Source organism: Psychrobacillus sp. FSL H8-0484, assembly GCF_038005325.1.
GTDB lineage: Bacteria > Bacillota > Bacilli > Bacillales_A > Planococcaceae > Psychrobacillus.
Window position 1 is genome coordinate 2316505 of the sequence record NZ_JBBOSZ010000001.1, and the last position, 20906, is coordinate 2337410.

The 20906-nt window shown below is 35.7% G+C and carries 17 protein-coding genes and 1 pseudogene; 5 read left to right on the forward strand and 13 right to left on the reverse strand.

The genetic code is table 11. The annotated features are described in order from the left end of the window. Positions 1 to 401: 401 nt before the first annotated feature. The 8 genes and pseudogenes from MHH81_RS11220 to MHH81_RS11250 all read right to left on the reverse strand — a co-directional run bounded on the left by MHH81_RS11220 (position 402) and on the right by MHH81_RS11250 (position 8389). The gene (locus MHH81_RS11220) at positions 402 to 1163 is read right to left on the reverse strand and encodes a hypothetical protein (protein WP_340921145.1); all 762 of its coding nucleotides are present in this window, start codon (positions 1161 to 1163) and stop codon (positions 402 to 404) included. 45 nt (positions 1164 to 1208) lie between these two features. Beyond that, positions 1209 to 1313 (reverse strand): annotated as a pseudogene (locus MHH81_RS21345) (S-layer homology domain-containing protein); the annotation flags it as partial. 15 nt (positions 1314 to 1328) lie between these two features. After that, complete coding sequence (locus MHH81_RS11225; RefSeq protein ID WP_340921147.1) at positions 1329 to 1760, reverse strand: S-layer homology domain-containing protein; 432 nt, start codon at positions 1758 to 1760, stop codon at positions 1329 to 1331. 571 nt (positions 1761 to 2331) lie between these two features. Continuing rightward, positions 2332 to 2826, reverse strand: a complete 495-nt coding sequence (locus MHH81_RS11230) for a DinB family protein (RefSeq protein ID WP_340921150.1) — start codon at positions 2824 to 2826, stop codon at positions 2332 to 2334. A 233-nt stretch (positions 2827 to 3059) separates the two neighbouring features. Further along, a complete protein-coding gene (locus MHH81_RS11235) occupies positions 3060 to 3221 on the reverse strand; it encodes a hypothetical protein (protein WP_340921154.1) in 162 nt (53 codons plus the stop codon). A gap of 1360 nt (positions 3222 to 4581) precedes the next feature. Further along, positions 4582 to 5205 (reverse strand): helix-turn-helix transcriptional regulator, encoded by a 624-nt coding sequence (locus MHH81_RS11240; protein ID WP_340921157.1) that lies wholly within the window; start codon positions 5203 to 5205, stop codon positions 4582 to 4584. Between the two features lie 294 nt (positions 5206 to 5499). Then, positions 5500 to 6843 carry a sodium-dependent transporter gene (locus MHH81_RS11245; protein WP_340921160.1) on the reverse strand — a complete coding sequence of 448 codons (1344 nt, stop codon included), beginning with the start codon at positions 6841 to 6843 and terminating at the stop codon, positions 5500 to 5502. Positions 6844 to 7003: 160 nt separating this feature from the next. Next, positions 7004 to 8389: a tryptophanase gene (locus MHH81_RS11250; RefSeq protein WP_340921163.1), complete on the reverse strand. Its 1386-nt coding sequence runs from the start codon at positions 8387 to 8389 to the stop codon at positions 7004 to 7006. A 909-nt stretch (positions 8390 to 9298) separates the two neighbouring features. Here MHH81_RS11250 and MHH81_RS11255 point away from each other — a divergent pair. Genes MHH81_RS11255 through MHH81_RS11265 form a run of 3 tightly spaced genes read left to right on the forward strand, consistent with a single transcriptional unit; the run spans position 9299 to position 13354 of the window. Beyond that, positions 9299 to 9778: a MarR family winged helix-turn-helix transcriptional regulator gene (locus MHH81_RS11255; RefSeq protein WP_340921165.1), complete on the forward strand. Its 480-nt coding sequence runs from the start codon at positions 9299 to 9301 to the stop codon at positions 9776 to 9778. Beyond that, positions 9771 to 11495 carry an ABC transporter ATP-binding protein gene (locus MHH81_RS11260; protein ID WP_340921168.1) on the forward strand — a complete coding sequence of 575 codons (1725 nt, stop codon included), beginning with the start codon at positions 9771 to 9773 and terminating at the stop codon, positions 11493 to 11495. The genes MHH81_RS11255 and MHH81_RS11260 overlap by 8 nt, the downstream gene beginning before the upstream one ends. Beyond that, complete coding sequence (locus MHH81_RS11265) at positions 11492 to 13354, forward strand: ABC transporter ATP-binding protein (RefSeq protein WP_340921172.1); 1863 nt, start codon at positions 11492 to 11494, stop codon at positions 13352 to 13354. Before MHH81_RS11260 ends, MHH81_RS11265 begins: the two co-directional genes overlap by 4 nt. A gap of 318 nt (positions 13355 to 13672) precedes the next feature. Here the strand turns inward: MHH81_RS11265 and MHH81_RS11270 are convergent, their stop codons facing one another. Then, positions 13673 to 14386: a YqjF family protein gene (locus MHH81_RS11270; protein WP_340921174.1), complete on the reverse strand. Its 714-nt coding sequence runs from the start codon at positions 14384 to 14386 to the stop codon at positions 13673 to 13675. A 1043-nt stretch (positions 14387 to 15429) separates the two neighbouring features. Between MHH81_RS11270 and MHH81_RS11275 the strand changes: the two genes are divergently transcribed. Beyond that, on the forward strand, positions 15430 to 16854 hold the full coding sequence (locus tag MHH81_RS11275) for an anion permease (RefSeq protein ID WP_340921177.1): 1425 nt from the start codon (positions 15430 to 15432) through the stop codon (positions 16852 to 16854). Between the two features lie 197 nt (positions 16855 to 17051). Here the strand turns inward: MHH81_RS11275 and MHH81_RS11280 are convergent, their stop codons facing one another. The 3 genes from MHH81_RS11280 to MHH81_RS11290 form a co-directional block, all read right to left on the reverse strand. Next, positions 17052 to 17657 (reverse strand): LysE family translocator, encoded by a 606-nt coding sequence (locus MHH81_RS11280; protein ID WP_340921181.1) that lies wholly within the window; start codon positions 17655 to 17657, stop codon positions 17052 to 17054. A gap of 11 nt (positions 17658 to 17668) precedes the next feature. After that, complete coding sequence (locus tag MHH81_RS11285) at positions 17669 to 18109, reverse strand: Lrp/AsnC family transcriptional regulator (protein WP_340921184.1); 441 nt, start codon at positions 18107 to 18109, stop codon at positions 17669 to 17671. Positions 18110 to 18751: 642 nt separating this feature from the next. Further along, positions 18752 to 19045: a hypothetical protein gene (locus tag MHH81_RS11290; RefSeq protein ID WP_340921186.1), complete on the reverse strand. Its 294-nt coding sequence runs from the start codon at positions 19043 to 19045 to the stop codon at positions 18752 to 18754. A 249-nt stretch (positions 19046 to 19294) separates the two neighbouring features. Between MHH81_RS11290 and MHH81_RS11295 the strand changes: the two genes are divergently transcribed. Beyond that, positions 19295 to 19909 carry a PH domain-containing protein gene (locus MHH81_RS11295; RefSeq protein ID WP_340921188.1) on the forward strand — a complete coding sequence of 205 codons (615 nt, stop codon included), beginning with the start codon at positions 19295 to 19297 and terminating at the stop codon, positions 19907 to 19909. A 786-nt stretch (positions 19910 to 20695) separates the two neighbouring features. Here MHH81_RS11295 and MHH81_RS11300 read toward each other — a convergent pair. Further along, positions 20696 to 20860, reverse strand: coding sequence for a hypothetical protein (locus tag MHH81_RS11300; protein ID WP_340921191.1), 165 nt, complete (start codon positions 20858 to 20860; stop codon positions 20696 to 20698). Positions 20861 to 20906: the final 46 nt, after the last annotated feature.

Genomic DNA, 20906 nt, shown 5'->3' on the forward strand with positions numbered 1-20906 from the left:
GATTCAAAAAGCAGCGGATACATTAAGACCAGGAGAGACGGTATATGTTAGGGTTGGTATTTATTCAGAATTTGTACATATTATAAATTCTGGCTCTAAAGAGAAAACGCTATATTATTCAAAGCGTTCCAGGGGAACATGCAATTATCGATAGGAATAATTTGGTAATAACAAGTGGAATCTTCAGTTGAAGAAATGGAATATATATGCCATGTTCGTTTGGGGAGCTAACGTGCCGATACTAAGATATTTAAATAAAAAATAAAATAAAGCATGACTTTTTTCTTTCTTTAGATTCACTTTAGTATGGCGAAGTTAATTTCTTATGTTAAGAAAAGTTTTCTAGAGATTAATTGATTATAAATAAATAGAAAAAGCACCCCTGAGGATGCTTTTATCAATTATTTTTTCAATATATGTTTTTTATCTCGTACATCTATAATCTCTAGTCCTTTATCTGTTACTATTATATCTTTTGCTTGAATGCTAGATAGTTGAGCTGTTTTCTTATCTAATAAACTGTATTTAAATACCCCTTTTTTATTGAAATAGTAGATGGTTGAATGCTCATACTCTACGGATTTATGATTTTGTGTATAAGGGAATGTACCGATTTTTCCACCAATATCCTCAAAAATGAATCGAGCACTAAATTTGGATTCTAATTTTAAATCTCCACCACTCAAATTGATGGAATAAAGAAATAAGGGATCATCTACATTGGGTACATCTTTATAGGTATGCTCAAAACCACGTGGTTCTTTTTCTACTGTATAGTAGATTCTGTCATTCCATACATACATGTTTCTTTCTCTTATATTATACGACATAAACGGAAGATTAATTTCTTCAAACTTTCCACCTTCTATCGTTGTCTTCATCAAACCAAATGAAGAAGGAATTTCAGTCATCATTCCGATAACTCTTTGATATGGGATATAGAGATCATTATTGTATAAAATAATCGGGAAATCTCTTCCAAGTCTCTCCTCAAAGTGGCCATCTACACGGTCAAAATTATTACTTGAAAGTAAGACAATTTCTTCATTTGTCTGTTGATTTATTTTGACTAGCTTGTCGTCTTTAGTCGTATACTTCCAACCGTCTCGGACAATTTCTGAACCGATTTCACCAACAAAGGATTTATTAGCTTTCACTTTCATCGAATCTTCCATTGCACGAGCTAAAAATGCGGAGAAATGTGCACGTGTAACTATATTAGAAGGTTTGAAAGAACCATCTGGATAACCACTTGCAACCCGATTTTTAGCAATGCTATTTATATCTGAATAGGCCCAATGTGCCGGAGATACATCTGTAAAAGTTGGCTAACTGTCTAAAGGCATATCGAACGCTCTCCGCAAAATGGCAGCCATTTGTGCGCGAGAGGTTGTTTCCCCTGGTCGCATGTAACCATTTTCTCCACGAATTATTCCTTTTTCATTGATTGTCGCTAGTATGGAATAATAGTTCGATTTGGGTGTTACATCTTTAAATTGAACGGTAGGATTTTCAATTACCTCTATATCAAGTGCTTTCAATAACATTGCCGCTGCCTGTGCACGCGTTATAGGTTCATTTGGCCTGAATGTACCATCTGGATAGCCACTGATAATATGCTTGTCATGTAAATATAAAATTGCTTCGGCAGCACTGTTTCCTTTTAAATCTGAAAATGCTTGGTTAGACTCCGCTTTTGCGTTGGATATCATAGGAATCGTTAGCAAAAATGCAACGATAAACGTCATAAACTGTTTCATTTTATCCACCCCTCATTTATAAAACCCGAAATCCCTTTTTTTAAAGATTAACCTAAGCAAATTCTTTATTCAATGAATTTACCAATAAATCTAAAATAAAGATATTATAGAAAAGATTAGATGAATTAGAATAATAATACCCTAGCCTCACATTAAAGTGTCAGGCTTTTATTAATTTTGCTCATATGCGATATAAAAGAGAAAAAAATTCCACTTCTCTTGTTAAACTAACCTGTTGCGTTAGCTCAATAAGAAAAAAGTGTTGCCTAAGCAATCCATGTTCTTTAACTAAAGCCTCCATTAATTTAAGAAGAAATTACTTTTCCAGAGTTTGAAAATTTAAAGATTCCTATTATATAACAAACCATACTAAAAGCCCAAGTAATTCCAGCAACCTCTATTTGAAATGAATTTTCTTCAGATGCCATTACGTGTTCATAATCAAATGCTTTGTTAAGTAGTATTGTTGTTTTTCATGTATAAAATATGGGAACGTCCGATTTGGAAGTTCCCGTTCTTATTCCATTAAAGCCCCCTATAATGGAATAACTGTAAAGCTAATGAAGCTTTTTTAAAAGCTGCGTTTCCCTGGCCAAGCTCCTTGCATTTTACTTAGGAATACAATTTGCCCAATATGATATGCGTCGTGCAATGCTAAACTCTTCAGTTCAAGCACTAATGAATTATCTTCTCCTGGGATCTGTCTATACAAATCTTCATGTTCTGATTTTGCTAGTATTTTTCCAAGTTCACGATGAACATAAAAGTATTCTTGTTTTGTTTCCTTCCAATTTTCTAACGTCTCAGTTGGTAATCGAAATGTAGATTCATTATTTTCTGCCTGTGGTTCATTCGCTGTTTCACCAAGAAATCGCATCAGAAATCTCTTTTCATAGAAAAGTAAATGACAAACTAATTCCCAAATGGAATTCATTGCCCCATCAGCTGGTTTCCAAATTGCCTGTTCAAAAGTGATATCCTCAAGCACTTTTTCAAGTGGTGGAAACCAGTCTTCTTCATCTAAGCAGCTTGCCCATTGTTGTAACAAAAGTGTCTTTACATCCATTTTCTATTCCCTCCAATTTAATATCTCCCTTTATATACTAATTCGATTTACTTATCTAAACTCCTTCTTGTTCAACTAAACCGCTGCGTTTGTCACCATAATAATCAAAAAACACCTAGACCAATAGCCTAAGTGCTTTATTAAAGGGTGAAAACTTTTATGAGTCGTTTATGAAGTAACTCATGCTATTATTTTATTACATTTATTTGTGAACATCGCTAGTGTTAAGAAGTTCAGTATTTTATTGCATAATAAATTACATAGAACCATCCAAAGAGTCCGTGTAGGATTGCCCACAGTATTGACTTGTTGACACTCCAAGAGATAACTATTGCTAATACAACTCCAAAACCAATACCGCTAGTCGTTACTTTTACCGATCTCTCTTTACTCATTCACACCCACCCTATCCTTTCGGCAGTTTTATCAATTAAATATATTCCTCTTACCCAATACCTTATGCCGAGACATATACAACTTTTCTGCAACATCTTCCCATTCGTAACATCCATCTGTATCCCAATAACGCTTTTAGACTCGTTCCAATTGTTTATGCATTTAGTCCAGTGTCAGACGAATCATTTTTTTCCTAATTACTATTAATAAAAAAAACGCAATACCGATAATAACAGATCTCCCAGCAATACTAAATCCTATCTGTGTTTAAACATCCCTACAGCAACACTATTATATTAGCCTGCCTTGAAAAAGCAGAAGAAAATAACTATTAATAAAGTATGCTAAATACTAATGTAATTAAGACTTTTTTTAGTAACATTACAGCTAAAAGGTAAGATATTAATGAAATCAAATTTTCCCCACCTAAGGGAATAATGTGCATTATGTTCCTATTAATATGTTTTGATGTTTTGGATATCATTTAATTTAAAAAAAGTTTTTCCCCCTTTTTCCAAAAGAATATATTACTCCTAATAAAATGCAGAATGCAAAAATGCACAAGGAAAATATAACAAATATAAGAATACCCAAAGAACCACCCTTTTTTATATCCATAATATCATGAATTATTAAAAAGTTTTAAATATCTTTGTTTGTATTATTGTGTTTGATGAATCACGACAGAATGCCGTTATAAAGTTGCCACTAGTAGATCTTAGTTCTGCTGTAAGAACAATTTGTATATTAGGTGGTGCGTTAAATGGAAAAGATGATATTTGATGGCTCTTGGGTTGTGTTTTTAAACTTTTGGATGTACTTGGAAAAGAAAACAAGATACCTGTCGTAGAATTAGTTTGTTAATAAGAAATGTAATCTAGTTGAAAAGTTGATCTTAAATAACAGAAGTGATTATATTTTATTATGAATATAAAATCCGGATTAAACAAACGTCTGCCACAAACAATAGATACATTATGGAGAAACACCACCTACTAGTAAATGCGTTCTCCAATAAAGAAATTGCTAATATCACTCAGTTCTTGGAAGTGTAGACGAGTCTATAGTTCCCACTTAAGTTCTAGGTGGGCATTATTTGACGCTTACTAATGAAATGAAAGTTGAGGAATAAACCTAAAAAAGCCCTTCTGAAGGAAGGGCTTTTACGTAAAATTATTTGTTGATACACTTTCTACAAACTATAAAGCGGAAATGATACACAAAAATCAGCTAGTTTTACCCAAAAATCGAGTAGTTTAACTTGGCCAAATGTATAATCTGAGATAAAGTACTTCAGCAAATTTATACATATGGTAGAATAATAGTGACCATGAACTAAAAACTCCCAAAAGTGACTCTCTAAAGTTTATTAATATAACGATAAATTGATGTTTCGGATGTATTAAGGACTTTCGCCAATTCGATGACAGAACCTTTTATTAAAAAAGTTCCTTTTTCATCTAACGAGCGTATCACTTCCAATTTTTCATCATGAGATAAACGATCGGGTGGTACATTAAATTTATTGAGACTATCTTGAATTGTAGTTGTCATTAAATCTTCAAAAGAAAGATTAAAACTCTCATAATACTCTTCTTCTTTTATATCTGAAGTTTTCGTTCCACTAATTAAGTTATTCAAAGTATTACGAAGTTCTAATAATCCATCGACCTTATAGTTAATAGTTAATATTCCAATTAGTTCATTGTTGGAATCTTTAATAAAATATGAGGCTGATCTTAGTTTTTTTCTTTCTGAAGAGAAAGCACGATAATTTAATACCGAATTCTGTTTTACATATATTTCTTGCTTGATAAACTTTTGTTCTATTTCACGAATAGGACTCCCAATAAAAAAATCCCTATTTAATGCGTTTACGAAAATTGCTTCTTCCTTTTTTGTATCAAATAATACAATATCTGCTTCAGGTCCAAGAAATCCTTCTAAAAATTCGACAATTGGAATATACAAATTTAACTCCATTATTACCTTCCTCTCTGAACAACTGTAAAATAGAACATCCATGTTCTTCACGTCTATAGTGATAATCTATGTCAATTATAATTGGAAAAAAAATAATGCTCAATAAAATAAAAAAGTATACTAGGTTATGATTACTTATGTATATTGAAACTTAGACTAGCAGTATTTAAAATTAAGTGTTTAGAAAACGAATTCCCCAAAATATAAAATCCACTTTAAATAATCTAGAAAAATTAAATTACTTAAAGCGGAAGTAAACATAGAACCTATGATAATCATTTCTCTTTATAAGGTCTAAATAATGCCTAATAACTGTAAATATACAATTGCTAATGCAATTGGGGCAAGATATCTTACTGTAATCTTGTAATATTTGTTAATTTTGAATCCTTCACCAATATTAATTTCATCTAGTAGCATTTTTGGTTTCCACATCCAACCAGCAAATATTAATAGAGCTAATCCACCACCGGGCAATAGTATATTTGTTACGAGGTAATCTGAAAACTCAAAAATAGTCATATTAAATAGGGTCAGATGAGATAATGGACCAAAGGATAACATTTGAAAAACACCAAGAATATAAATACCCGTTAGCGATATTACAACCGTCTTTCTCCTACTCCATTTCCACTCATCTACGAAATAACCAACAATCGCTTCCAATATTGCGATTGTGGAAGTAAGACAAGCAAATATCAATAAGAGATAAAAAATTACTGCAAATAACATTCCGAATTTCATTTGAGCAAAAATAATAGGTAAAGTAATAAAAACTAAAGGAGGTCCTGCGGTGGGTTCAATTCCAAATGCGAATACTGCTGGGAAAATAATGAATCCCATAAGAATCGCTACTAGGGCATCACCAAGCACAATAATAAAAGTGCTGCTGCCGATAGTACGTTTATTGTCCAGATAACTTCCATAAATAACTAAGTTTCCGGCTCCTACACCTAAAGTAAAAAATGCCAAGCCAATTGCAGCTAATATGGATTCAAATGAAATTGCACTGAAATCTGGTTTAAGGTAGAATTCAAGTCCAAGTGCTGCCCCGGGTAGAGAGATCGCTTTTATACTTAGTATTACAATCATAATAAGCAGCAAGGGTATTAAAATTTTACATACTTTTTCAATCCCTTTTTGAACACCCTTTAATACAACCAACCCAGTAAGTACCGTCATTACTAACAACCAAAACAATACTTCAAAAGGAGAATTTAAAAAACTTCCAAAACTATTAGCAACCTCTGTAGGAGCATCACCAGCATAAGTGCCAAATAAAGATTTAAATAAATAAGCAATTGTCCATCCAGATACTCCTAAATAAAATGAAAGTACTGTTATCAAAACAATTAAACCAATCATCCCTATTAAATACCATTTTTTCCCTGGAAATAATAACTTTAACGCCCCTTGATAATTTAACTTTGTTTTCCTACCAATTGCAAATTCTATCATTAAAAGAGGTGTAGCAATCAACATGAGCACAATTAAAAAAACAATTAAAAAAGCGGATCCTCCATATTGGCCTACCGTGTAGGGAAATTTCCACACGGCACCTAGACCAACTGCACCACCTATCGATGCTAAAATAAATCCTAAACTGGACGACCATTGTTCTCTTTCTTTATTTATCATATAGCTCCTCCATAATTTGAAGTTAATTTGCTCATCATATTCATATTTACAATGTAAAATTAGGCTTATTCAAAGAGATTGATAGAATTAATTTAATAATCTATTACTTTTGCAATCCAGTTTCTAATTGTATTTAAACGATCATTGATAGTTAAAGTTATTAGAGTAAATCAAATCCAGCTGTAAAATGTCTTAGTGAAACGATTGGTCCTTCATAAACAAGTTTTAATCCTTTATATTGATCCCTATTTTTATAAATCTCCCCCAAAGCATTTGCAATTACATCCATGTGACTATTTGTGTAGACTCTTCGCGAAATTCCAATTCTCATTGTTTCTAGCTCAGGCCAAATAGGTTCTCCCGTGATAGTGTTTTTGGACCCAAATGCACATGCCCCTAATTCTACTGCACGAACCCCAGCTTCTTCATAAAGAGCAACAACAAGTCTTTGTGATGGAAATTGGTCTTGAGATATATGAGGGAAAAATCTTCTCCCATCTACATAAACACCATGTCCACCAGTTGGCTTTATTATCGGTATTCCATTTTCCTCAAGTCGGTCTCCAAGATACTTCACCTGATTAATACGATACTCCAAATATTGTTGGTCACACCCTTCTTGCAATCCAACTGCAAGCGCTTCCATATCTCGTCCCGTTAATCCACCATATGTTATAAATCCTTCATGAACAATGGCTAGTTGCTGTGCTTGCTGAAACACTTCATGGTTTCTTGTAACGAATAGCCCCCCAATATTAACCAACCCATCCTTTTTTGAACTCATAGTAGCCGTTTCGCAGTAGGAGAACATTTCTCTAGTAATTTCTTTAATTGATTTGTTTTTATACCCTTCCTCTCGCTGCTGAATAAAATATGCATTTTCAGATAATCGTGCACTATCAATTACTACGGGTATTTTATATTCCCTAGCCAATTCACTAACTTCCTTAATATTTTCCATAGATACTGGTTGCCCACCATTGTTATTACAAGTTACTGTAATTATTACAACGGAAATTTGTTCACTTCCCTTTTCTTCTATTAATCTTTTCATTTTATTGATATCGATATTTCCTTTGAATGGTTGAGAAGGGCTTGAAGTATCCTTACCTTCATCGACTACATAATCTACTGCAAGTGCTCCTAAGACTTCTGCATTTCCTCTAAACGTATCAAAATGCATATTTCCAATTGCATATTTACCTTCTTTTGCATATATTTTGGCCATAATATAATCCGCTGCCCTACCTTGATGAGTTGGTTGAACATAAGGCAATCCAAAAATATCTTGCACAGATTCTTCAAGTTTATAGAAGCTTTTGCACCCTGCGTAGGATTCATCACCGAGCATTAATGCAGACCATTGTTCACTACTCATCGCTGATGTCCCACTGTCAGTCAAACAATCAATATAAACATTCTCTGCTCGTAATTTAAATGCATTATAAGCGGACTCTTTCAACCATTTTTGTCGTTCTTCTTTAGTAGTTTTTTTAACCCTTTCAACCATTTTGATTCTAAATGGTTCTGCTGTCATAAATTTCATTGAAATTCCCCCTTCATTTTTAACTAAATGTGAAAAAACTTAGCTATTGTAAAAATATTAACATCGTGAAAATTTTTTGTCAACATTGTTTTCTAAAAATTCTATCTTCTTTATTTGATAAACAAAAAAACCTAAATAAGGGTGTTTAGGCAAGGAGCTGTATTAATAAGACAGAAAATACACAACAACAATAACTACCTATATATCTCTAAAAAGTGGTATTTTTCTATATTTAACAAAGAGCATTGTTCAAACATCAATTCAAGACCTCCACCATTGAGTATCGATTGTCTTTTTCGGTAATCTTATGGCGAATGTTTGTCCGTCGCCCTCTTGGATTGTGAAAGGGCATAGTACATCATTTCGTTTGGATAATGAGAGAAGAAATACTTTCCTACTTTTTTAACAACGTCTGAAGATACAATCTCGGACGCGACTTTGCTTCTTAATATATGGGTACTACCAATTTTTTCTCTATTTCCACTTGCCATATAGATAAGCAAAAGGAAGTACACCAGTTCATAGATTGGAGCGGAAGGCGGCGACTCCTAGGGGATTAACAAGCAAATCAAGACCCTGGACTGAGCGCAGCGAAGGAAGCGGCTTGATGCTTGTCCCCTGGAAAGCGTCCGCCTGCAGCGGAAATCAACCTGTCCATGATATAGGCCAATTCTTAAGGGCTTTGGACGGAACATAGCGAATTAATTCCTAATATCAACATTTTCAAAAACATCCATTAAGTGTCGGTATTTCGTGTAAGGTGAATTGTCTACACTTTTTTATTTTTGCATAAACCACAAAATTACCTTATATCTTTAAACTTGACTCTCTGTATTTGGAGGAGTAAATTTAAGAATGCAAATGAACTGTTCGTAAATGAACAATTCTAATGAGAACGGAGTGATAAAAATGAACAATCAGTCTGACATGGATTCATCAGAATTTTTACATTCACTTTGGTATGTGAGTAGAAGTCTTATGCGATTTGTACATAAAGCTGCATTAGAAAATGATTTATCTATACCACAATATTCTCTTATACTAGCCATTGCACCACATAAAGAAATGACTCAAAAGCAAATAGGTGAGAAATTACAAATTCCTAAAAGTACTTTAAGTCAGGCGGTAGATGGTCTTGTTCAAGCTGGATGGCTTTATAGGGAGCCAGTTCAGGATAATCGTCGTGAAATACAGTTAATACTTAGCGAAAAAGGTGTAGCATTGTTTGAGAAAATGAGTGCTCAAAAAGGAAGTATTCATCAGACTATCCAATCCGTTATGGATACACTAACTAAAAAACAATGTACCGAGATACAAACTACCCTTCTCCATATCGCAGATTTTATAGAAAAAGAAACTAATACAAAGGAGATCCAAAAGAATGATTAAGTTACTAAAAAATCTTTCCGTATATAAGTGGATAGTTCTAGCAGTCCTTGGATTAGTTTTCATACAGTCCATGACTGATCTTTATTTACCCACACTTATGTCAGATATTATTGATAAAGGCGTAGTATCAGGCGACACCAAATATATTTGGAATATCGGTGGATTGATGCTTGTAGTTGCTGCTCTTGGAGCAACAGCATCTATTATTGCTAGCTTTTACTCATCAAAAGCCGCTATGGGTCTTGGGCGTGATATTCGTTCTAAAGTATTTAATCATGTTGAACAATTCTCGCTTCAAGATTTTGATAAGATTGGCACCGCTTCTTTAATTACCAGAACAACAAATGACATTACACAAGTCCAACAAGTAGTTATTATGATGCTACGAATGGTTATTAGTGCACCTATTATGTTTATCGGTGGACTGATCATGGCGACATCAAAAGATGCGAAATTATCGCTTGTCATTGTTTTAGCTATGCCATTTCTTATTGGTTCTGTGCTTTTTATTCTTTATAAAGGTGTACCACTTTTCCAAACAGTTCAAGAACGATTAGATAGATTGAATTTAGTTTTACGTGAAAACTTGACTGGAATTCGTGTTGTACGTGCCTTTAATCGTGAGAAGGAAGAAAAAGCTCGACTTCAAAAAGCTAATGTTGAATTAACAGATGTTTCGATTAAAGTAAACAAAATCATGGCGTTTTTAATGCCAGTTATGATGCTTGTTATGAATTTAACAGTTATTGGTGTCATTTGGTTTGGTGGTATTCGCATTGACAATGGTGCCATGCAAATAGGTGACCTAATGGCCTTTATACAATACGTTATGCAAATTATGTTTGCGCTTGTTATGGCGTCCATGATGTTTGTTATGGTACCACGTGCTGCCGTATCCGCAAAACGTATTAATGAAGTGCTTGATATGAAACCAACATTCTTAGATGAAGGTACAAAGTCAGCTAACCTAGAACACGGAACGCTTGAATTTGACCACGTATCATTTAGTTATCCTGGAGCTGAGGAATCCGCATTAACGAATATTAGTTTCCATGCACAGGCAGGTGAAATTACCGCTATCATCGGAGGTACAGGTGCTGGTAAGTCAACACTTGTAAACTTAATACCTCGTTTTTATGACGTGACGAACGGTGCTATTCGAGTAAATGGTGTGGATGTTCGTGAATCTTCACACGAAGAAGTTCGTTCAAAAATCGGATTCGTCCCACAAAAAGCATTACTGTTTTCAGGAACAATTGCCGAAAACGTTCGCTTTGGGAAAGAAGATGCAACACTAGAGGAAATCGAGCACGCCGCTCGCATAGCTCAAGCAGAAGACTTTATTAGCAAAATGAAGGATGGCTATGAGTCTGTTATAACGCAAGGCGGCTCTAATGTATCCGGTGGTCAAAAACAGCGTTTGTCTATTGCACGAGCATTGGTTCGAAAACCAGACATTTATATTTTCGATGACAGCTTTTCTGCACTAGATTACAAAACGGATGCTAAATTACGGGAGGCGTTGAAAGTTGAAACGCAGAACTCAACCGTAATTATCGTCGCACAACGTGTTAGTACAGTTATTGATGCTGATCAAATTATCGTGTTAGATAAAGGAGAAATTGCAGGCATCGGTACTCATAAAGAATTGCTAGAAAATAATAGTGTGTATCGTGAAATTGTTGAATCACAGCTCTCAGAGGAGGAAATCGCATGAGTAAGCAAAAAAAATCGCAAGCTCAAGGTGGAGGCCACATGGGACCTGGCGGCGGAAATATGATGATGATGGGTGGTCAAAAGGCAAAAAACTTTAAAGGTACGTTTCGACGCCTTCTCTCCTACTTGAAACCACGTCGTAATCAGTTGCTCGCAGTATTTGTTGCAGCCATTTTGAGTACAGTTTTTATGATTGCAGGCCCGAAAATAATGGGGAACGCAATCACTAAATTATTTGAAGGTGCTTATGGAAAGCTAAAAGGGGTACCCGGAGCTGCAATTGATTTTAATGGAATCGGTCAACTTTTGCTTCTTCTCGGTGGCTTATATATATTCAGTAGCCTATTTAGCTATATTCAACAGTACATCATGTCGAGTGTAGCTCAAAAAACCGTTTATAGTTTAAGACAAGATGTAAACGAAAAATTGGAGAAGATACCATTAAAATATTACGATGGTCGTCCAAATGGAGAAACTTTAAGTCGAGTAACCAATGATATCGATACAATAGGTAGTACACTTCAGCAAAGTGTGACTCAGTTTATTACATCGATCGTTACTATTATTGGAATTATCATTATGATGTTAACAATAAGCCCTATTTTAACTTTAATATCCATTGTAAGTTTACCACTATCCATTTTCGTTATTCGACCTATACTAAAAAGATCACAAAAACACTTTGCATCCCAGCAAAAAAATCTTGGTCAATTAAATGGTCACATTGAAGAAATGTATACCGGACATCAAGTCGTTAAAGCCTTTGGTCACGAGAAAAAGGCAGTTTATCAGTTTGATGAGATCAACGAAAAATTATATGAATCAGGTCGTAAAGCACAATTTATCTCAGGAATGATTATGCCTTTAATGTTTTTCATTGGGAATTTAAGTTATGTCCTAATTAGCATTATTGGTGGTATTTTAGTCATAAACCGCGCCATCTCAATTGGGGACATTCAAGCATTTATTACGTATTCACGTCAGTTTACACAGCCAATTACACAAACAGCTAACATTGCGAACATTTTACAGTCCACAATTGCAGCTGCAGAGCGTGTTTTCGAATTGCTCGATGAGGAAGAAGAAGTCCAAGAAGTAACAACGATGAAATTAGGAAGGGCAAAAGGTGAAGTCACTTTTGAGCATGTCGATTTTGGATATGGAGATAACCTGTTAATAGAGGATATGAACATTCATGTTTTACCTGGTCAAACTGTCGCAATTGTAGGACCTACTGGCGCTGGAAAAACAACATTGATCAATCTATTAATGAGGTTTTATGAACTAAATAATGGGAAAATCTTAATAGACGGGCTCGACACTCGGAGCATGTCCCGCTCTGACCTTCGTACAACGTTTGGAATGGTACTACAAGATACATGGCTTTTCAACGGGACGATTAAAGATAATATTGCTTTCGGGAAAAAAGGTGCAACAGACGAGGAAATTTTCGCAGCTGCTAAAACAGCACGTGCTGATCACTTTATTCGTACATTACCTGATGGATATGAAACAGTTTTAAACGAAGAAGCATCGAACATATCTCAAGGTCAAAAGCAGCTATTAACAATTGCTCGAGCTGTTCTTGCAGATCCTCCTATTATGATATTAGATGAAGCCACTTCAAGTGTGGATACACGTACTGAATTGCTCATCCAACATGGGATGAATCGTTTAATGGAGGGAAGAACTAGCTTCGTCATTGCTCACCGCCTCTCTACGATTAAGGACGCTGATTTAATCTTAGTGATGGATCAAGGAAAAGTAATCGAACAAGGTTCTCATACAGAGCTACTAAATGAAAATGGCTTTTATGCCGATTTGTATAACAGTCAGTTTTCTAACAAAATTTCTATATAAAGTGAAACTTTAATTCGTGAGAATTATCTTTAATGTATTTCATAATAAAGCACCTTTAGGGGAACCTTGTCCTCTGTCAATTGCAGAGTGCTTTGGACGGCATTTTGGCTAAACTATTACCGCTTGATTTAGAGGAGATGGATGTGACTGCGTCACATCCATCTCCTCTATTTTCGGTAATCTTGTGGAAGTTGTTTGTCCTTCGCACTCTTGGAACTGAGTAGAAAAACATCTACTTTCTTACTCTTTAAGAAAATCTCCGAGCGACCTGCTTTGCACTTGTACGTTTTTTGGGCATTAGTCAAAGCGATCTCAGGTTTACACTTCTGTTTCTCCACTATCTTCCTTTACAGGCAGGAACATTTTAGCTTTTTTCATTTTAGAATAATGAGCAATCGGTTGGTTTACTCGATAATCACTCTTAATAAATGATGCCATTGTATTTTCGTTAATCATCGCGGTTACATTTTTCAAAATCCAAGGTGAATGACTAATATCTATGCGAAATAAGTGATCTTTCGTTTTTGTCCATAAATGATAACGTTCTGTCAGCCATTGATCAAATTGGTTAGATTCAATTGGGCTAGGTATTGGTTGAAATGTAGTAACAAGCGTTTCAGTAACGTTTTTTCTATCTTTACTCGTGCTATGAAATGTACATGTATTCTTACCCCACATCATGCTTATCTCTGCATAACGATAAGGCAAAAAGTTGCCGAGTTTTGTCAATTTTACAATTAACGAATTATTCGCAAGTAAATTAAAGAAATGAACCCCTACTCTCCCCTTATATGTAACATAGGTACGAACGTTTAGTTGTAAATAAGATCTAAAACCAAGTGTTAGTGGAAAAAATCTTGGTCGATTTTCTTTTACTTCAAAGGATACTAACCCTATCCACGCTCTACCGTTATACAGGTCCAGTTCTAGTTCAGGAGGAATGTGTTCTCGTAAATCATCCGGAGAAACTGGCCAATGTAGAAATAATACATCATGCCATTCTTGCGTCACTATCCACTGTTTCCTATACATTGTATGCCTTCTTCCTATAGGATACTGATACTAAGTATGTCCTACGCAAAGTGCATTCAAACTCGTAGTAGCCCCCCTTCTTGCGCTAAGTGCAACATGTCTTTTACCAATTCCAGCGTGCTTTGGACGAAACATTAGCTACACTATTAACGCTTTCTTTAGAGGATCAGTATGTGACTGCGTCACATACTGATCCTCTATTTTCTGTAATCTTGTGGCGGATGATTGTCCGTCGCCCTCTTGGATTGTGAATGGACATGGTGCATTTTGTTTGGGTAATGAAAGATATGATCCTTTTCTATACCGTTAAAATCTTCCGAAGATACAATTTCGGAAGCTCTCCGCTTCTTTATCAATTGATACTCCCTACTTCTTCTCTATTTCCGCTTACCATATGGATAAGCAAAAGAAGGTAAAACAGTTCATTAAATTGGACGAAGCATATTGTCTTTCCTATTAGATCTGTTGATTGGACCGGAAGGCGGTGACTCCTAGGGGATTAGCAAGCAAATCAAGACCCTGGACTGAGCGCAGCGAGGGAAGCGGCTTGATGCTTGCCCCCTGGAAAGCGTCCGCCTGAAGCGGAAATCAACCTGTTCCTGGCATAAAAATTTGTATACTTTCTTATTCTTCAAGTGTATTCTTTGTTTCGAGCATTCCTTTCACGCTCCAATCTCTTTTATTACGCGCTAAACCTTTCTATTTTATTCCTATTTCTTGAGAATAGGGTGACCCTTTTTTATTTGAGAAAAAATCAGATTTTAGCACTGTTGTAACGAATTCACGAGACGTTTGAATTAATGAATGAGTAAATCTATTGTGATCTTTCTAACTTCGAGTTTTGGTGAGATCCAAAATGATGAAAAAATTCTTTTCATTAGGACACGAACTAGACTAGATATAAAATTTTATTTACTAGTAAATGGGATGCATGGTTAATAACTTAGATTGGTTAAACTCAATGTAAGCAGCTAATGTCGGGAAAAATTTTAGATGGGAGACGCTGTTGTTATAGGAGACTGACGTGAAAGGAGCTTGTTGTCATGAAAGAAACATCAGGAAGTACGATAAAGTGGGTTCCTTTCTTCATTACCATTGCAATTGGTATTATTATTTGGTTTATACCGGCACCTGCTGGAGTAGAAGAAAGTGCATGGCATTTGTTTGCTGTGTTTGTTGCGACAATTGTCGGTTTTATTTCAAAACCATTACCTATGGGAGCTATTTCAATTATTGCTATGGCAGTAATCGCAGTGACTAATACGTTAACAATTGAAGAAACGCTAAGTGGGTTCGGTAATTCAACAATTTGGCTTATCGTTATTGCGTTCTTTATTTCGCGTGGATTTATTAAGACGGGATTAGGTGAGCGTATTGCTTATGTATTTGTTCGGTTATTTGGAAAGAAAACGTTAAGCTTGTCGTATTCTTTATTGTTAAGTGATTTAATTTTGGCGCCTGCTATTCCGAGTAATACGGCTCGTGCAGGTGGTGTGATTTTTCCTATTATCCAATCCTTATCACGTACATTTGGTTCTAAACCAGAAGACGGTACAGAACGTAAAATGGGAGCCTTTCTTTTGACGGTAGGATTTCAAGGGAACTTGATTACATCTGCTATGTTTATGACAGCCATGGCAGCCAATCCTTTAATTGTTAAGCTAGCGAGTGATACGGCTCGTGTGACAATAACGTGGTTTGGGTGGGCAACAGCTATGATTGTTCCAGGATTAGCAGCCTTGATTGTTGTTCCATTTATTATCTATAAGATTTTTCCTCCAGAGATTAAACAAACTCCAGAAGCAAGTCGAATTGCGAAAGAGAAATTAGATGAGTTTGGATCACTAAAAAGCTCTGAGAAACGCATGATTGCAGTGTTTATTGTTGTTTTAGGACTTTGGATTGGTGGGGATGCTTTAGGCATTGGTGCCACAACAGCTGCTTTAATTGGGCTTTCCTTACTTTTATTATTAGAAGTACTGACATGGTCAGATATTAAGAAGGAACAAGGAGCATGGGATACGCTTATTTGGTTTGCAACGCTCTTTATGATGGCCTCTTACATGAACAAGCTTGGACTGATTCCATGGTTTAGTAAAGAGGTCAGTTCGTTTGTGTCTGGCTATAACTGGATGTTCGCGGTATTGATATTAGCACTTGTCTATTTCTATTCACACTATTTCTTTGCAAGTTCTACAGCGCATATTAGTGCTATGTATGCCGCGTTTCTATCTGTTATGCTTCAAGCGGGATCACCGGCCATGCTTGCGGTGATCCTATTAGCAGCATTCAGTAATTTATTTGGTGCTACAACTCATTACGGCGCTGGTCCTGCCCCTGTATTCTTTGGCGCAGGTTATATTGAACAGAAGAAATGGTGGACGGTAGGCTTTATTGTTTCTATCGTTACAATTCTCATTTTTCTTATAGTCGGTGGCTTATGGTGGAAACTACTTGGCTATTGGTAACAAAGAATTGAGCTCGGCTACACAAGGACAACAGGTCTTTTTAGTCGTGCTTTTTACTATTCTTTGGCCTTATGCATAGCAACAATCACCCTAAAACATTGGGATGATTGCGCTTTGATTGTCTATCCGTGCACCTTTATTTTTCACCAATTCCCGAGACAAAGGAAACAAAAGATATTACTTATAGCTAAGGATTTTTATGCAGACTTGACTTTCATTAGCGTTTTTATTCCAAAACCGACCAACACTAATCCTACGATTAAATTTAATACTTTCAGAATAAATGGTGCCAAAAATATCGTTAGAAAACTACCTAAAATCGAAATCATTGTTAGAAAAAATAACGTCGATAAAACTGCACCGAGCCCAAAAGAATATAGGTCCTGTTGCGTTATATTTTCTTCGACTATTTTTGTCGAGAAAACACCGGCCCAGAATAAGATCGTTAAAGGATTCGAAACAGTTAAAACAACTGTTTTCCAAAAAACACTCCCTGTACCTTGTTCCAAACTCGGCATTAGAGACACATCGAAGAAACCTACTATATTACTTAAACCGAAAACAATTAGGACAACTGCTCCAAAGTAATGTATCATTTGTTTTGCTTTTTTATATTTGTTCAATATCGCTCCTATACCAAACATCGCAGCAAGAATGAATAAGCAATCCACAATGACTACACCTAAAATGCCAACCTCTGCTGCAACAAATCCTGATGTTGCAGCAGTCTGAAAAATAAATAAACAGATAGGTCCTACAGCAATCTGTAGGAACATCCCAAATCGAAATCCTTTCCAAATCATCCACTACACACCTACCTATTCGAGTTTTCTTTTAGTGTGGATAATACGATTAACGTATTGGACGTGACAACACCTTGAATCGATTTTAGCCTGTCATTTAGTAGAATCTCTAATTCTGCTGTATCCTCTACTAATACTTTTAACAAATAGTCATACTCACCAGCCATATGGTGACATTCTATTACTTCTGTAAAATGGATGATAGCTTCTCTGAAATTCTTTATATTCGCTGCATGGTCAATATTCAAGAATATCATCGCTAATAATTTATATCCCATTTTTTCTCGATTTATTTTCACTGTGTATTGCTCAATAATCTTTGCATCTTCTAACTTACGAATTCGTTCTGATACTGCAGGTATTGATAAGTTCACTTGCTTGCTGATTTCAGATGCAGTAGCCCTTCCATTCTTCTTTAAAACTTCTAAAATCTTCGCATCTATTAGATCCATCAGTTTCCCTTCCTTTTCTCTGTATTTTAATTCATTATACGTAACTACTTTAAATAAAGTATATAAGTTAAAAAAATACAGTAAAAATTAAAGAATTATATGTAATGAACTTAATAATTTAATTTTCCTCTCAAATTAATGAAGGAATACCTAATAATTTTAAGCATTAAGAAAGCGAGCATACGCTGCCCTTTAAGTGCACCTTGTCTTTCGCCAATTCCAGCGTGCTTTGGGCGAAACATTAGCTCTACTATTACCGTAGGATTTTTAGAGGAGCTTGATGTGACTGAGTCACATCAAGCTCCTCCTTTTTCGGTAATCTTATGGCGAATGTTTGTCCGTCACCCTCTTGGATTTTGAAAGGGAATGGTGCATCATTTGGTTTGGATAATGAGAGAAGAAATACTTTCCTACTTTTTTAAAAGCATCCGAAGATACAATTTCGGATGCTCTCCGCTTTTTTATCCATCGACACTAATTATTTTTTCTCAAATTAATCCAGAAAGCCCTTCCCACGCTTGTTCCATCATATTCTCTCATTCCCCAAAGCTTAACATCATGTTCACGGTGGTTATAGGGGGAGCAATCTGCCACAGGATTATCTAAAAGAAAAAGGGCTAAGCACATATTCGGCTTAGCTCTTCATAATTTTGTTAGTTGCTGACACAACAAAGCGATTTCTTCTCGTTCTGCTAGTGGCAGGGTTACATATTCAGCATGGTGCTGCTCAGTTAACGCCTGTAGTTCTGTCTCGTAGACCGTCCTTTGTTGAACAATCCCATTGATTCCGTTCGCTTGCAAAACAGCTGCATCATACGATAGAAAAGCATGTGCCTGTTCCTCGTCTTCTGTTAGGGCATATTCACAGTCACGGTTCGCTGCAAACTGCTCGCCTACTTGGATGATGTAGTAAATATAATTGGGTTCTCCCACCACTGCCGGTCCTCCTCACCCTGAAAGGAAAAGTTCTTCTATCATAACATAATAAGTAGGGTAAAGGTTCTAATACAACTCTGGATTCAATCAAAACGTATATTTCATCGCAAAGAAGTAGTTTTGAGTAATAGATTCTATCACAACTCTGAATTCAGTGAAAACACTAGAAATATATAATGTAATGTTTTTTTATGAAGGAACCTGTAAAATGAAAGGGAATAATCAATTTTCTTACAGGAGGAATTGCACATGTTTAAAAAAATGGCTGCAGATGCATTAGGACTTTCAGATATAGGGGTTGTTGTACTAAAAGCGGACTTTGATAAAACAGAAGCAGACGATTTTGTCATGCACGAATCAGGTGAAGTTATCTATTTCCTTATCAAAACAAAAGCCGATGAATATTGCTTTACGAATAAGGCACTTATTCACGTTGATGGTCAAAATGCAATTAGTAAAAAAAGAATGCTTAGAAGATATGACTACGCATATCATCCAATAACTAATGTGGCATTAGAGACAGCAGGCACAATCGACCTAGATGTAGAAATCAAATTCACAATCGGCGATGTTCCTCAGTCCATTGATATCCACAAAAAATTTGCAACTGAGATTAAAGATCTATACAAAGTACTTCATGCTATTTCAATTGAAGGGAAAGAAAATGAGAAAAAATATGATATCGCTCAAGCAAGCCTATCATACGCTGCTCAATCCATCGGTAGAATCTCAAGTCAAGATGTCACACCTGCCGGTTCATTCGAAGCAATTACTCGCTTCTCAACTGACTGGATGATCGAACAAAAAGACAAGTACGTTAGAAAAGACTTTAGCGATTTGTTTGATCTTTATATTAATAAGTAATGCAACAATAAGTGTAGGGTACCAGGTTCTCATTAAACTCCGAATTACAGATGAATCTGGTATACCACATTAAGAAAAGAGCACCATGACTTTTGCCAGGTCCTGCGTGCTTTGGACGAAACATCGGCTACACTATTACTGCTTTCTTTAGAGGATCAGTATGTGACTGCGTCACATACTGACCCTCTATTTTCGGTAATCTTGTGGCGGATGTTTGTCTGGCGCTCTCTTGGATTGTGAATGGACATGGTGCATTTGGTCCAGTTCATTAAATTGGATGAAGCATATTGTCATTCCTATTAGATCTGTTGATTGAAGCGGAAGGCGGCGACTCCTAGGGGATTAGCAAGCAAATCAAGACCCGAGACTGAGCGCAGCGAAATTATTTTTTGCGACGAGCTTGCGCAGGAGCAAGGGAAGCGGCTTGATGCTTGCCCCCTGGAAAGCGTCCGCCTGCAGCGGAAATCAACCTGCTCCTGGCATAAAAATTAATAAACTTTCTTATTCCTTAAGAAAAGCAGCGTGCTTTGGACGAAACATTGGCCATACTATTACCACTTACCCATTAACTTAATCATCACCTTGTTGATATGATTATGTACAAGCACAACTCCATTACCCCATCTTCTCTGCATTTATAAATCAAACAAGGAAAGCACCGTTTGATCTTCTTTTAAACGGTGCTTTCCTTTTTAAAATTCTAAAAAAACCATCTTAACTTGATGTGATTAAAAATGAACAAAGACTGTGTTTAAGAAACTTGTGGGTGGTTAAACTTTCTATTCACTAATACGTTTTTCCTGAAGCCTTTTTACTCCGTTTATACGGATTCATACTCTCCTGCTTAGGATTCAAGTTATCCATTTCAGCTACCTCAAGAGAAAATTCTTCTTTCGTTTTAGGTGCAGAACTAGCGTTTTTTCTAGCTCCATTACAATTTTCTCTGCCCATAATAAAGCCTCCTTCTTCACAACTTTATTCTTTACTAATATGGTTT

Coding starts and splice junctions, on each gene's coding strand:
- MHH81_RS11220 (WP_340921145.1), bottom strand. CDS start 1,163: ATGAAAGTGAAAGCTAATAAATCCTTTGTTGGTGAAATCGGTTCAGAA.
- MHH81_RS11225 (WP_340921147.1), bottom strand. CDS start 1,760: ATGAAACAGTTTATGACGTTTATCGTTGCATTTTTGCTAACGATTCCT.
- MHH81_RS11230 (WP_340921150.1), bottom strand. CDS start 2,826: ATGGATGTAAAGACACTTTTGTTACAACAATGGGCAAGCTGCTTAGAT.
- MHH81_RS11235 (WP_340921154.1), bottom strand. CDS start 3,221: ATGAGTAAAGAGAGATCGGTAAAAGTAACGACTAGCGGTATTGGTTTT.
- MHH81_RS11240 (WP_340921157.1), bottom strand. CDS start 5,205: ATGGAGTTAAATTTGTATATTCCAATTGTCGAATTTTTAGAAGGATTT.
- MHH81_RS11245 (WP_340921160.1), bottom strand. CDS start 6,843: ATGATAAATAAAGAAAGAGAACAATGGTCGTCCAGTTTAGGATTTATT.
- MHH81_RS11250 (WP_340921163.1), bottom strand. CDS start 8,389: ATGAAATTTATGACAGCAGAACCATTTAGAATCAAAATGGTTGAAAGG.
- MHH81_RS11255 (WP_340921165.1), top strand. CDS start 9,299: ATGAACAATCAGTCTGACATGGATTCATCAGAATTTTTACATTCACTT.
- MHH81_RS11260 (WP_340921168.1), top strand. CDS start 9,771: ATGATTAAGTTACTAAAAAATCTTTCCGTATATAAGTGGATAGTTCTA.
- MHH81_RS11265 (WP_340921172.1), top strand. CDS start 11,492: ATGAGTAAGCAAAAAAAATCGCAAGCTCAAGGTGGAGGCCACATGGGA.
- MHH81_RS11270 (WP_340921174.1), bottom strand. CDS start 14,386: ATGTATAGGAAACAGTGGATAGTGACGCAAGAATGGCATGATGTATTA.
- MHH81_RS11275 (WP_340921177.1), top strand. CDS start 15,430: ATGAAAGAAACATCAGGAAGTACGATAAAGTGGGTTCCTTTCTTCATT.
- MHH81_RS11280 (WP_340921181.1), bottom strand. CDS start 17,657: ATGATTTGGAAAGGATTTCGATTTGGGATGTTCCTACAGATTGCTGTA.
- MHH81_RS11285 (WP_340921184.1), bottom strand. CDS start 18,109: ATGGATCTAATAGATGCGAAGATTTTAGAAGTTTTAAAGAAGAATGGA.
- MHH81_RS11295 (WP_340921188.1), top strand. CDS start 19,295: ATGTTTAAAAAAATGGCTGCAGATGCATTAGGACTTTCAGATATAGGG.
- MHH81_RS11300 (WP_340921191.1), bottom strand. CDS start 20,860: ATGGGCAGAGAAAATTGTAATGGAGCTAGAAAAAACGCTAGTTCTGCA.